Source organism: Legionella stuttgartensis, from assembly GCF_977063405.2.
The window spans coordinates 103,491-117,450 of record NZ_CDRUHA020000111.1 but is presented as its reverse complement, the minus strand read 5'-3'; the positions used below and the strand labels follow the sequence as shown (position 1 = coordinate 117,450).

The following is a 13,960-nucleotide window of genomic DNA, read 5'->3' as shown; positions in this document are numbered from 1 at the left end:
CTACGTTACGGGACAGACGTATAATCGGGATGACGTACACTATCTGGCATGACGTATCCTAGTGAGCACTTCCAGTTAGGTTGTTATTTCTTAAAGAGTGGGAATTGTTAAAGACTCTTGTTTTGATTGAGCAACCTCTTTCTCCTTATCCCATCGATCTTGCAGCTTTTTCAATCGTTCTTTTACGTCTGGAGTAAAAGTCAGTTCAGGGGGTAGTCTTCTCGGTTGAGGTTTTTTATCATCTTCAGGAGCCTGTAATGCGCGGGGTTTTACTCCAGAAGAATCACGTTTAGCGAGCTGAGGGTTTAACTGCTCTTCCACTTCTTGAGTCTTCATTGCACTGAGCATCACTCCAGATGAATCAAGTTTAGCCAGATGAGGATCTAACTGTTTTTCTAATTCACGCGCATATTTAGGATCTACAATCCACATAGCATCCGATAGGGCTGGGATGCACATGTTGGGCTCATCATTTACCCACCACCCTAAATCGCTCATGGCTTCTCGAACGAAATCTGCGTCTTCATTTTGCTCATCAAGGGCATAGCGTAATATAGTGATAAGCGCTTTTTCTGGGTTTTTATAATCAATGCGAAGTCTCGCATTGGAATTCAAGAAGCTAAACCAGCCATGATCCAATTTTTCATGATATTTTTGGTTAAATTGTTTGCATAATTGGGCTGCGGTTTGTTCACGAGGTGCTGAGAGTTTATATTTACCCAAACCTTCCTTACTCTTGTAATATTCGGACATCAATAAAGCATGCATTGTCGCAGTGGGATGAACATCATCCCAGAACATGTGCTTTGCCCCAGGAGAAGTTCCATTGGGGTTCAATTTATATTCTGGTGAATCTATATACGGCTCTGTTAGTTTCGTTTGATCAAAATATTCATGGTATTTTGAATTTTCACCGTTTTGACGGACATCCTCATAAACAGTACCAAAGACTTCATTAATATTAAAAAGATCTATGGAACATTCAGGATGCTCTTTTTGTAGCGCCTCATACTTTTCTTTTAGTTGCGTATTAAAATGCTTCGATATTTTGCTCGCATGCTCACGCTCAGTAGGTGTTTTTTTCTGAAAACGCGGAGTTAATGATAAATCAGGTAAATTACATAAAACAAAATTGGTATAACCTTGTTTAATTAATTTCTCAATATTCTCAATATTACTTTGAGCAGCACGTTCAGCTGCTTCTTCCGTTAGATCCGAATTAGCCGTAATTAAATCATTTGCCCCTGAAAATACGGTAATAAGGGTTTTTTCTTTTTGCCCATCAGTAATTTCCTGTTTCTCATTATCTTCTAAGAATTGTTTTACCTGCTCCGATAAATTGGATACAAGTAAGCGGGTGAAAAAAAGTTTTATCGCTGTAAGCGGGGAAAAAAAGGAAAGAAAATCAAAGCTCCATTTGTAATTATAAGACGTTGCACCGCCTTGGCTGTAGTTTGCAAAGAAATTTCGGCCATTATATTGTGCAGTTCGACCATTATCGAGAGAATAATATTCTTGCACATATTGTCTATAACGAGGGTCCGATATTAATTTGTCTGAAATATCATCAGAAGACTCTCGAAGAGACGCTTTTGAGCTTCGCTTTTCTTGCAGAGGAGGTTGGCCATTTTTTTTGTATCGACGGGTGATTGCGGCATCAGCTAAGTCAGCATTATCAAGTGCAAACCTTGGTTTTTCTGTGATTTCTGGAGTGTTATCTCGTTTTGCTGCGAATAGATGAGCTTCTTCCCTATCTTCTGTATGTTTTTTACGTTCCACTTCATTTAATTCAGCCTGAACCTCATCGGAAGTGTATCTCTTTCTCTGATAGGGTGATTGATTAAGAATATCATCACTGATATCTGCATTATTCAGGTTATATTTTCCAAAGCGATGTTCAGTGTCTTTCTTTATTTTGTCCTCATTAATAAACTTGCTAATGAGGGTCGCTCGTAGCACATCTGCCCAAGTATAACCATTGGTAAAACGCTCTTTGGGGGACTTATCTAATGTTAATGTTTTTTTCCAGAGGCCATTTACTAAGGATCCCAGAAAAGAAAACTTTTCACCCATGTTTTTACCGTCAGAAAGGCTATCGCCAAATACGACAAAATAGCTTATTTCTTTTTTGGGAGAGTCAGTAGGTTTTCTAATTTCTGCTTTAGAAGTCGCCATATAAAATAACTACACACTGGATAATATTTGTTATTTTATAGATAAATTATTAAGGTTTTATTAATGAAGCAAGAATTACCCAATTGAGTTTTCTTAAAAATAAGAAAACAGAGAAAAGCGAATATTTATATCTCTTTTTCCGGCAGAAATTGTGATAATGCACTGGCAATAATTAATGCAGCCGGAATGATTAACAGGATAAGTTGATAATCGTTTAGAGCATGGAGATTTGTACCGCCTTTGAAGTAATCCAGCAAATAACCAATCAGTGGCTGTAATAAAGGGGCTGTAGCCATTGCCAGGGTATTAGTAAAGCCTGTGCATGCAGAGAGTGATTCTGGAGGTGCCAACTCATTCGCAATGGTAAATGCAAGCATATATGCGCCACAACAAAGTCCTATTGCAAATAATAAGATACCTGTAAGAATCATATTTTGGATCGGTAAGTAAAGAACAAGAATAAATAAAAGAGCTGTGGATAAACAGGATATATGAATGAGCGGTTTACGTGTAGATAAGTGAATAGACAACCAGCCATAAATGGGACAACTTAAACCCGCCCCTAATAAGATCATCGATGTGAGAATACTTGCTGCTTCCAAAGAACACTCCAATTTTAGCTGGAGAAAAGGAACAGCCCACATTGCAGCAAAAACAGTAATAACCGAAAATTCTAAGCCGACAAACAATCCATTTATCCATACGAGTTTGTTTTTCAACATGAGCAGTAAATGTTTTTTATATTGATGATTGATTGTAGGTTTATTACTGGGAATGAATTTTGCGCACAAAAAAGCGATTAAAAGACCAATGCCACCAGCACCAGCAAGAAAATAGTGCCAACTAATACGAGTTATCTGTGATCCCATTCCAATCATGCTAAATACAGTAATGGTAAATCCTAATGTTTCTGTAAGTCCAATCATAAAAGCATATTGCTTTAAAGGGTAATGTTGACGTAAGACTCGGGTCATACCCACAAAAGCAAAGGCTGAACCACCACCGATTATCAGGCGACCTAGAAATAGCACAAATAAGTTATAGCCTGTAGAAAATAAAAGACAACCTAAGGCACAGATCAGAGCATTTATTGATAATAATGTTCGCGTATTGTATCGATCAAAAAGAAGACCAACGGGAATCTGCATTGTGGTATAAACATAATAAAAAGCGCTACTTAATAGACCAGCTGTGAATGCGGTGAGTTGTTTCTCATGCATGATGGCGCCAATAATAATTCCTGAAGATAATTGCAAGAAAAATTGAAACAATAGAAAAAATACGCTGACCAACCAGATAGTGGTTCTTTTGGAGTTGTATGAAGGTGTTGAGGCCAATAAATTCATTAATTCTGTTTCAACAAAAAAGGCGAAATATATAGCATCATGGAGAAAGTGTAAATTATTTTAAAAAAGAGAACATCTATTGCGAGTGCAATAGATGAAGTTCGTCTTTGCTTTTCTCAGACTATAAATACATCCAGGTATTTATTTTATCTAAGGGAAATGAGTGGTGAGTACACCAGCGCTCAATAATATTATTGTCCAAAGTTGCTGATATTCCATGAACCCCTGGAGGTAGTTTTTCGTTGAGAAATCTTAATGCGGCTAGGTTATGTATGTAGAACTCAGGATCGATGTATTTCATTGGTGTGGGATCATTGAGTACAAAATTGATTGGCAATTTATGATTTAAAACCTCATCATCACTGAAGTGAGGACCAAACTCATCATAGACTCCTAAGTTTGCGAGAATTTTTCCGCTAAACCAGGAGTGAGGATAATCACTCATCACTGCTTTTCCTCCGGTTGCGGTCACAACCACATTCGCTTCCAGCAATGCACGCTCTAATTCATTGAAATCTTGAGGAACAAGTGCTTTGATACCTAACTTATTGGCTAATTTTCGTTGTTCTTCATTCGAATCAACAACAACCACAGGAACTTTATTTTGGGTGCAAAAATAGGCGAGTCCACGGCCAATTTTCCCAAAACCAAAAATAATCCATGAGGTTTCAGTAGGATTGATTCCTGTCAATTGAGCTAGAGCCATATGACTGCTTTCAGCACATCCAAAAACTGTTTCGAGTTGTTTTGTCCGCGTGCGATCCACACTAACCACAGGAAAATCGAGTGATTGTTGTCGGTAAAATTGATCACCAGAACCAGTTAATTCGATGACACCCATTTTAGGTTTTCCAAGAAATTGATAAAGCTGAGCCCCACAATCAAAATAAAAATCAAATTTTTCTCCAAGAAGTGAGTGTGGGTCCTCTACATAACGGATTTTGGCTTCTTTTAAAGAGGACACTGCTTGCGGATGCGCATGGCAGAATTCCGTAGGATTGGTGACGGTGACATCAGCTCCAGCTGCGAGTAAACATGTTATTTTTAATAAAGTATTGGTTACTACTGGAACATGATGAACTACTCGTAGGCCAGTCAAGGGTCGTGTGCTGCTCCATTCTGAAAGTTGTTCATGCATGAAAGGAGCTTCTGTTTGAGGATATATTTGAAAGATTTTTTTTAGTGCGTCGTGCATCATGCTCTGACAAATAGTAAAGATGTTTCCATCCTAGCATAATTTGTCGATGTAGAATATTTTCCAAAATAAAAAAGCTTGGGTGAGGGCGGAGCCCAGTCCCAGCTTTTTAAGAAGAGAGTATAAGTAGCGCTAATTCGGGGCTGTTTTGTATTTGACCCAGGCTAAAAGCGCAATTATGGTTTATTTTCCCGAGGATAATTTATGCTCATTATTAGAGGAATTGTCACCACTAAGCCAGCTTATTACCCATTGCCAGAATCCAACAAATGGGTTTTGCTGGTTAAAGAAAGAATAATTCTTCATGGGACCTTGAGGCCGAGGCTTACCAAGGTGTGTTAAATATTCCAATTCCTCTTTAAATAAGCGTGCAGTTGGTTGATTATCATTTCCATTGGCTTTGTCATTGATTGACTCAATCAGTGCATCTATATGGGGTAACTCGTCCTTAGCAAAAGATTTTCGAATTACGGCTTCGAGAGTCTTCTTGGCTGTTCGCTCATCTGGAAGTTCAAGTTTAAACAGCAAATCTTTTTTAAATTGAGTTGTATCATCATTAACTAAAATCGCATATTCCAGGATATACAATTGTTGTTCTGTTTGAGCTGATTTAATTAAATCATTATAATGCTTGGCGCGAATTTTACCCCGATAATAATCCAGAAAATAAGAAAAATAACTTAAAGTTTGGTCACGATGTCCTAGATAAAACTCCACTGCGTTAGTACAGCTTTGCTTCAATTTATCCAATTTCGATGTATCTAAAGTTGATTTTTTCTTAACTGTTTTAGCAGGTAAAGATGGATTCTTTTCCTTTTTTAGTTCTAATGAAACAGGATTTGACGGCAATAATACTGTATCCATCTGTTCTTGTTCTTGTGACACCGGTCTTGATGGGAACGAAGCTTTGTCTTTCATTTCTGGTCCTGGTGGGACAGGATTTGAGTCTAAAAATTCTGTTTCCTTCTTCTCTGATTCTTGTAGAACCGCATTGGTTTTAGGGGGGAAAAAGCGTTGAATTTCAGGCAAAACAAAATTTTCTGGTAAGTTGGCTTTTGTTAAACATTCACGAAGTAATTTAATTGTTGTGTGGAATTCTTTGGAAACTTCCTCACTTTGCTCCGAAAGGGGCTTTTGAAATTGTCTGAGTAAGCAATGAAGCTTAAATTCCAATTGACAAGTCTCTTTAAATCGAGGGTTTTCGACTAATTGTTCCAAAAGCCCATAATGTTTTTCACTTAAGTAATCAGGAGAGATGTCTTTTCCAGCCATAATGATTTTTATCTGCGCCAGATGATTGACTATTTCCAAATTTTCAATGGCTACATCCAAATCAATTTTTTGTTCTTTAATGAGCTTTTCACATTTTGTAAATATTTTAGCAAGTTCTTCAAGTGCTTGCTTCAATGGTAAACTGTCAAAGGTATAACGATAAATTTGATTGTTTAAATCAAGTTGTTCCTTTAACATCCTAAACTCAACACGTTCTAAAGTTTTTTGAATAACTTCTCGGTATGGAGCTGCTAGTTGAGTAAGAGTTTGAGGATTGTTACCATTAAGAAGCTGAAACAATTGAGGTCGTACGTCGGTTTTATCATAATGAGCTTCTAGATTCTCCATATAAGCTTGGATGATGTACGCACCATGATCTTGTATAGGCTGTTGTAGGTCCTTATCTAAGTCGTCCAATTTTCTATTTTCAAGAAGATTGGCTAATGCACCCCATTCTTTTTGTTGCAATGCCTCCGCTAATAATTTTTGTAGACTGTATTTTCTTTCAAATAAAGGAAAGATACTTGCAAAAAGTATGGGATCTTTTAACGCATCTAGAATACTTTTATTGGGGGTAATGGGAAGATCACTTTGAGTAAACAAGGTTTTAAATATCTTCTCATTTTTTTCTTTAACGGCTCTTTTTAAGAGATTTAAATAAAGTGGGCTGCTTTGAATTGAAGGATCTTGCTCTGGACTTTTAATTGAATTCAGAAGCGACTCCCTTGGGTTTTGGACGTTTGTTTTTAATAATAATTGATAAAGTCTGCCGTAACCTTGTTCATAAACTGTATCAAACAAAGTAGGGATAGATTGATCACCAAATAATTGTTGAATGGCAGATTTTCTTTCAATCGTGTTCAGAGTCAATTCTTTGGTAAGTAGCAGATTGGCTATTTTTGCTTGTTTTTTCGCACAACCAAAAAGAAATAATTCTTTAAAATCTAATCCGAAATCAAGATTAGACTCAATAAAGGGTATTAAAACAGAATCATTACCTTTTTCTATAGCTTGTTTCAGTAATTCTACAATAGATTTTTTTAATGGGGTTTTAGGAGTTATTCTTCCTTGGCTTAAAAATCTGGCAACCAAGCTTCGATTGTTATTGGCTAAGGCGGAAATAAATATTTGTTCGGTTAATTCCTCATCAACTACAACAGGTGCTTCTTCAGATGCTGCTTCAGTTGGTTTTTTAGTTGGTTCTTCGAACAAATAATCTAAAGGTATTAACATATTATTTTGGGCAAGCAGAGCGATCAGTTTTGGTCGTTGCTTTAATGTGGGCGCGAGTTGTAATAGTAATTTAATCCCATGTTCATTTTTGTCTTGGATTAGTTCATTAAGGAATTCATCCAGATCTTGTTCTTCCCATTTTATTGTGTGAAATAATCTTTTTGCTAGCGATGGGAGCTTATTTTTGAATAAGGCTCTAACTTGTTTTTTTTGTTCTTCTGGTTTGGCGTTTAACGAAAGGGTGTGGGCGGGAATCTTGGTCATTACCCGATTGAGTTTGGCAAGATTCCTAGTATTTGAAGCAGAACTGTTGAGGTATTCATTAAATAGTTGAGGGGCTTCTTTAACACAGATTGATATTACAGGTTCAATATTCCTGTTTAAACTGTATTCTAAAATAAGTTGCTTTATTTTAGGGCTGGCATTTGCAAAACATTTTTCGATGATTGAATAATCTTCATAGTCAGAACATAACCACAAAATTGTATTAAGGTCCTCAGTTTTATACAGTACGTTAAATTTTAATTGAGTAAGAATATCTAAAATAGATAAGTCTTCTTCTTTTAATGCTTTTGTGCAGAGAAACTCTAAAGTATCTGAATCAAGACTGCTTTTTTTGGATTGCAGCTTTTCTTGGAGAAATACGCTCATTTCTTTATTACCATTCAATATGGCAACTGTGAGTGCACTTTTGATCATTTCTTCTGGAATATTAGCTTGCCATGCTTTTTTAACATGCTCATTTTTGCGTAAGAAAATAAGGACATTGAGTATCGTTAGAGAACCAAGCTTTTTTCTGAGATCAATTAAATCGTATTCACGTTTCTCAATATGTTCCCAAAGAGGAGAGTTTGATTGTTTAAGCCATGCTTGGACATAAGTTTCAAAAATAGATTTATCGTTACGTTCCATGCATTCCGCAAGTAAATCAGGGTCTTGAAGATTGACCCTGAAGTCATTTTCAAAAAGTTTTTTCAAAGTGGTTACATTAACCTCTTGAATAAGCTCTTTATTAAAAATTGAAGGAAATGATTTGGGGGTAATTTGAGCCTTGGTTAACTGCTGAAATAACAAATGTAAAACATGATGTTGGTTGGCAGTCGCAGCGCATTGAATTTGTTTTATTATTTGTTCGGGAGACAGTTTGCTTAAAAAGTGTTCTATTGTACTAGCAGCCACGTCCTGTTTAACATACGTAAGTAGTTGCAAATGATTGCAAATTGTTTGATTTTTAGTCTCCTTGGTGAGATTTAATTGATCGAATAACTTTAATATTTCTGTGTAATTTGCTTCCCTTTTCATGAGCAGAACTAGTTGTTTTGCTGAGCTGTCCAGTAGGGCCTGCAATTCATGTTTTAATTCTTCTTGTTCTTCAACTGTAGTATATGTTTTGCGGTAATGCTCAATTAAGCTTTCTGTTTCCTTAATGTTTCCGACGTAAAGAGTGCAAAGAATTCCTCGTAAAACAGCTTTCTTTAGAATGGGTGACTTAGGTTGTTGCATTAAAAGATTATTAAACTCAGGACGAAAATATTCTTTTGCTAATTTGTCATAGGCTATTCTATTTTGCTTAAATAAGTATTCGAGGGTGTTGGTATCTCTTGCTATAGCTGCAAAGAAACTTGAATTGGAATCAGCCTGACTTGTAAATGCAATTTGATGTAATTCATCTTGAGAGGGATAGTGCTCAGGAGTAGCATCTGGAGGAGCAAATGCTCGAATTGCCAGACCAAAAGAATCATCTTTATATTGAAAGCAATCTTTAAATTCTTTAACTAAATCATCAATTGTTTCAAACTCTTTTGTTCTTCTCGTGTAATTTGGGTCGTAAACAATAAATTTACCATTTTCGACAGATAAGGAAATTGCATGGTTATTACTAAAAACTGAATAGGAGCGATTATCGCGGACAATTTTTTTGAAAATTTCTTTCCATGCTGCCTCGCTTGTTACAAGTCCCAAATTAAATTCATTTTTTAATGGTTTATTTTCAGTATCTAATATTTTTTCAATGTCACTTTGCAAGATTTCATAATAACTATATTCATCAGCACGAAATGCTTTTTCAACTTTGATAATGAAACTATCAAGAGCGGGATTATCCCCGATGCGATAAGTGCTGGGTAAGTTTGCTAGCTGGTCGAGTAAATGAAAAAACTGAGCAGTTTTACTTTCTAAATTATCTTTAATGCTTTTTGAGGCATATTTGATATGTAGAGCTGCGAGTCCTGCGCAAATTCCTTTTTTATTCAGAGTGAAGTCAATATTGCCTTTTTGCTTGAGACAAAAGTTTACTACATTAATAATTTTGCCTTGATTCGGCATAGTCAACACTCCTATTTTTTGGTGGTGCAATTATAATTGGCAGACTAATTTAATACAATACATAGTGACTGAAATTTATGCAAAATAAAAAGGAGCTAAGATTTTAAGAATGGAGGAAGAATTATTATGCTTCTAAAATAATTTCTTTTGCAGGTGGTCTTAAATTATAGTGGGAACTCATACAATGTCCATAGGCTCCAGTGTTCGCAATTAAAATGATATCTTTTTCTCGGGTTATGGGGAGTAAACGGTCGTATCCTAAAGTATCTCCCGACTCACAAATCGGACCCACTAAATGGGAAAAGCTAGATTTTTTTGAGTGCAGTTGACTTAAATTGACAATTTCATGATAAGCCCCGTATAAAGACGGCCTGATTAAAGAATTCATCCCCGTCTCAATTCCTACAAATTGTACTTCGCCTTTTTCTTTACACTGAGTGACTTTTGCCAAGATGACGCCACTTTCCGCGACGAAATAGCGACCAGGCTCTAACCAGAATTTCAAATAAGGGTATTTTGCTTTTACTTTTAATAATCGTGTATCAAGTTGTGTAAGGTCCAAAGGTTTTTGTCCTGGTTTTTCAACAATCCCCAAGCCACCACCTAAATTAATGAATTGCGTATTAGGGAATTTCTCAATGAGTGATGTGAGCATTAAAGCAGTTTGCTCCCAAAGTTCTGGTGTAAGAATTCCGCTTCCCGAATGCGAATGTAAGCCTATGACATGGATATTATAGTTCTGAGTTAAGGTGCGCAGTTGTTCTATGTCATTTTGGTCAATTCCAAACTTTGATTCATTTCCTCCGGTTACAACATGTTTGTGGTGACCAGCACCTGCACCTGGATCAATACGGACTATGATCTCACGGTTTTTAAATAGCTCAGGCCAGTTTGCTAAGGGGTATAAATTATCGATGGTGACATAACAGCCTAAATTCATTGCAATTTCATATTCGATTTTTGGTGCAAAATTTGGAGTAAATAAAATTCGTTGTTTGTTTATATGGGGGAACAAATCTGTTATCCGTTTTAACTCCTGAATGGAAACACATTCAAATCCTATACCTTCTTTTTCCAATTTTTTTAAAATAGAAGGATGAGGGTTGGCTTTGATTGCATAAAATAGAGTATCAATTGATTGTAATTTCAGTAATTGTTGTGCCTGAGATATTTGTGTCGTGCTGTGATATACGTAACATGGAGAATGAATTTCTGCAATTGCGAGCAGGCGCTCACGGTCAACTTCCCACCATGGGGTAGGGCGATCCATTCTTTTTTCATTTTTTTTGGGATGGAATACTTTTTCGAATTGAATGATAAAACCATCCAAAATTGGATTGTCTCCAAGAAGATAATCATCGGGAATCATGCATAATTGTTCGAATGCCTCAAAAAATTGATCGGTTTTGTTTTCCAGGGAATAGTGTTCATACAAGTCAGTCAGCCCGGCGTAAGCAGCAGATTGATTCAATTTAAAATCCTTACCGGACTTTTGTTTGAGACATAAGGTGAGCGCATCAATAATTCGGCTATTTTGGGTCATTATGAGCTCATGATTTGATTGCATCATATGAGAGTATAATTTACGAACTGACCGAATTCAATTCACTACGTGTTTGGCTTGATATTGATCAATATGATGTATTAATTTATGCTTGCAATTTTATTGATGCTCACTTAGTCTGTACTAAAAACAATAATTCATAAGGAATATTGAAATGGCGCAAGATAAAATAAATATGGATGATGCAGGAAAGACGGGGGCTCTACTTGCTCTAGGAAACACCATTTTAGCCCCTTTGTATTGGATAGATGCCAAGTTTGGGTTGACTACTGCCCTTATAGGCACTGGTGTTTTTATATATGGCGCACACGAAATAGGTAAAAAAAGAAGACCTGTCCAAAACGGAGTAAATAGCCTTAACTCTTTTTTTGGGGGTAATACCGGTGACAAAAGTACTGAAGTTGAAAATGCTATTGCAAATATAGTTGTCGGTGGTGCGGCTATTTTCGATGAAATTATGCCTAGTGATAAGAAAAGTCATCCATGAATTTTCTTTTAAAACAATTACTCAAGGAAGTGTAGTATGCCCCGAGATCAAATCAATCCTGAAAAAGCTCTAAAAACTGGCGCATTAATCAGTTTTGGAAATTTATTTATGTCACCTTTATATGCCAGATTAGGTCCATTTGCTTCATTGACTTTAACCGCCGCTGCCTTATTTGGATTGCATGAAGTAGGCAGGAGCAAACAAGCGGGAAATGGCTTTTGGGGCTTCTTTGCAAATAAGACCAATTCTGGAGCTTCCGATTTAAACGTTACTATGAATCATGTTGTGGAGGGTGGTGCATCGGTGTTTGATCGGATTTTTCCTCCAGGGAAAAAATGAGTTTGTAGTCTGTAATCTGAAGAAGTGCAATAAGAATCCCGGGAACTTATACAAAAAGCTCGGGTTCGCTGCGCTTCATCCAGGCTACAATGATTTATCCCACTTTATGAATTTTAACTAACATACCAATCTGAGCATTGTCGAGATAATAAACTACATCATCTTTCAAGCGTTGCTTTTGTGAGACAGTGAATGATGATTGTGGATTATTGGGTGGCGATACCTGGAGTTCTGCATCAAAAGTATAATAATTGCTTTGCTTTATATTTAAAGTACCTTGCATTTGCCAACCGTTATGATCGACAAAGGGCAGAGCAACAGTGCTTTGATTATTGGCAGGTTGTTTCCATGAATAATGTCCCAGGACTTGGTAACGTGATTTTCGAGTCAGTAGATAGTATTCATCACGTAAGCTTGAAGAAGAAGGGGATAATAGCTGATAGGATTTCCCCGATTTTTCTGAATCTGATTTCAAAGAAATTGTATTGGCATTCGTTGGGATAAGCGGTGCATCAACTGACACTTCCCTGTTTTGATTTGGTTGTGCAAATATAATTAAATCAATTTGATAAGAAGACTTGGCTAAAGTCACGCAGGAATATAAGAGGCTTAGAGTTATTATTATTAATCGGTCCATGGCTAATTTATTTATTGTTATTATTTTAATGGATTTACCCGTTATCGCATTTAGTAATGCTGTTTTAAGTTAAATAAATTCCCCTCTCCCAGTAATGGGAGATGGGTGAGGGTGATCTAGTGAATCCCTCATCCGCCCTGTCGGGCACCTTCTCACCCTGGGAGAAGGGAGTGGTGTTTAACTTAAAACAAAGTCACTACGCTAACCTTACTACATAGTACAATGCGATTATAGCTGTCTCTATTGAGTTCACTCAACAACAATTTTGGGAAACTTATCCGCATAGTTAATTGGTTTTTTCGCTAACTCCATAGCGCTCTTCATGGCTGTTTTAATCAATGTATCCGTTAACTCATTACGCGCTTGAGTTGCAGTAGGGTTTCCCTCATCACAGTTTTGTCTTATGCGTCCATCCAAAGGTAGTTGTCCTAGTAATGTAGTAAGATGTGTAGCACAAAGTGCTTCAGCTCCACCTGCACCAAAAATTGCCTCTTGATGTCCGCATTGACTGCAAATATGAGTGGACATGTTTTCTATAATACCCAACACATCAATTCCTGTTTTAGAAAACATGCTTATCGCTTTTTGTGCATCAAGAGTTGCTACGTTTTGTGGAGTAGTTACTACTATAGCTGCGGTAAGCGGTATTTTTTGTACTAAAGTCAATTGGATATCCCCGGTTCCTGGTGGTAAATCAATGAATAAATAATCCAGATCATCCCAAAGAGTAATATCCAACATTTGGATTAGTGATTTAGCAAGCATAGGACCTCGCCAAATGAGTGCCTGCTCGCTGTTTGTTAAATAACCAATAGACATGGTTTGGATTCCATGCGCTTTTGCAGGAAGATAATGATCGCCGCTGATTTCTACTGGCTCGGTTTTGCCGAGCATTAAAGGCATGCTTGGGCCGTAAATATCCGCATCCAGAATACCTACTCGTGCTCCTAATCGTGCTAATGCTGTTGCTAAGTTTACAGTTACAGTAGATTTTCCAACGCCTCCTTTCCCTGAAGCTACTGCAATTGTATTTTTAACGCCACGCAGACCTTTACCAACGAGTTGTGTTCTGTGCGGTTTGATTCGTTGGGTGATCTGAATCACTATGTCTTGTTTGGGAAATGCAGATTGTAATGCTGCTTGTAAGAGAGGTATATAATGTTCTTCAAGCAGTTTACAGGGAAACCCGGCAGTTAAGTTGATGAGCAACTCCTTATCCGTTATTTCAAGGCTGCACTGTAAATTCATTTCCTTACCGGTAAGATCAAGAAACGGATCTTTTAAGGTACTTAGTAAGTGGATTACAGTATTTTCAGTGGACATGGATTGGCCTTTTTAACACAAAAGAGGAATAATAGCGCAGAGCAGTTTTATTTCATAGGATTAG

General features: G+C 36.9%; 8 protein-coding genes and 1 pseudogene. 2 read left to right on the top strand and 7 right to left on the bottom strand.

The genetic code is table 11. The features are described from left to right. Positions 1-90 precede the first annotated feature (90 nt). The 5 genes and pseudogenes from ACWTEW_RS38015 to lysA all read right to left on the bottom strand — a co-directional run. Positions 91-2,175, bottom strand: a complete 2,085-nt coding sequence (locus tag ACWTEW_RS38015; protein WP_454783165.1) for an SGNH/GDSL hydrolase family protein — start codon at positions 2,173-2,175, stop codon at positions 91-93. Between the two features lie 125 nt (positions 2,176-2,300). After that, entirely contained in the window at positions 2,301-3,521 is a 1,221-nt protein-coding gene (locus ACWTEW_RS38010; protein ID WP_454783164.1) for an MFS transporter, read from the bottom strand. A gap of 121 nt (positions 3,522-3,642) precedes the next feature. Then, positions 3,643-4,716 (bottom strand): NAD-binding protein, encoded by a 1,074-nt coding sequence (locus ACWTEW_RS38005; protein ID WP_454783283.1) that lies wholly within the window; start codon positions 4,714-4,716, stop codon positions 3,643-3,645. Between the two features lie 183 nt (positions 4,717-4,899). Beyond that, positions 4,900-9,546 (bottom strand): hypothetical protein, encoded by a 4,647-nt coding sequence (locus ACWTEW_RS38000; protein WP_454783163.1) that lies wholly within the window; start codon positions 9,544-9,546, stop codon positions 4,900-4,902. Between the two features lie 124 nt (positions 9,547-9,670). Further along, positions 9,671-10,810: pseudogene (gene lysA / locus ACWTEW_RS37995) on the bottom strand (diaminopimelate decarboxylase); the annotation flags it as partial. 454 nt (positions 10,811-11,264) lie between these two features. On the opposite strand from lysA, the gene ACWTEW_RS37990 reads away from it, so the two are divergent. Continuing rightward, entirely contained in the window at positions 11,265-11,597 is a 333-nt protein-coding gene (locus tag ACWTEW_RS37990; protein ID WP_454783162.1) for a hypothetical protein, read from the top strand. Between the two features lie 36 nt (positions 11,598-11,633). Further along, the gene (locus ACWTEW_RS37985) at positions 11,634-11,936 is read left to right on the top strand and encodes a hypothetical protein (RefSeq protein ID WP_454783161.1); all 303 of its coding nucleotides are present in this window, start codon (positions 11,634-11,636) and stop codon (positions 11,934-11,936) included. A gap of 94 nt (positions 11,937-12,030) precedes the next feature. Here ACWTEW_RS37985 and ACWTEW_RS37980 read toward each other — a convergent pair whose 3' ends face one another. Next, positions 12,031-12,573, bottom strand: a complete 543-nt coding sequence (locus tag ACWTEW_RS37980) for a CsiV family protein (protein WP_454783160.1) — start codon at positions 12,571-12,573, stop codon at positions 12,031-12,033. Positions 12,574-12,822: 249 nt separating this feature from the next. Beyond that, positions 12,823-13,896, bottom strand: a complete 1,074-nt coding sequence (gene apbC / locus ACWTEW_RS37975; protein WP_454783159.1) for an iron-sulfur cluster carrier protein ApbC — start codon at positions 13,894-13,896, stop codon at positions 12,823-12,825. Positions 13,897-13,960 lie beyond the last annotated feature (64 nt).

Coding starts and splice junctions, on each gene's coding strand:
- ACWTEW_RS37980 (WP_454783160.1), bottom strand. CDS start 12,573: ATGGACCGATTAATAATAATAACTCTAAGCCTCTTATATTCCTGCGTG.
- ACWTEW_RS38005 (WP_454783283.1), bottom strand. CDS start 4,716: ATGCACGACGCACTAAAAAAAATCTTTCAAATATATCCTCAAACAGAA.
- ACWTEW_RS37985 (WP_454783161.1), top strand. CDS start 11,634: ATGCCCCGAGATCAAATCAATCCTGAAAAAGCTCTAAAAACTGGCGCA.
- ACWTEW_RS38015 (WP_454783165.1), bottom strand. CDS start 2,175: ATGGCGACTTCTAAAGCAGAAATTAGAAAACCTACTGACTCTCCCAAA.
- ACWTEW_RS37990 (WP_454783162.1), top strand. CDS start 11,265: ATGGCGCAAGATAAAATAAATATGGATGATGCAGGAAAGACGGGGGCT.
- apbC (WP_454783159.1), bottom strand. CDS start 13,896: ATGTCCACTGAAAATACTGTAATCCACTTACTAAGTACCTTAAAAGAT.
- ACWTEW_RS38000 (WP_454783163.1), bottom strand. CDS start 9,546: ATGCCGAATCAAGGCAAAATTATTAATGTAGTAAACTTTTGTCTCAAG.
- ACWTEW_RS38010 (WP_454783164.1), bottom strand. CDS start 3,521: ATGAATTTATTGGCCTCAACACCTTCATACAACTCCAAAAGAACCACT.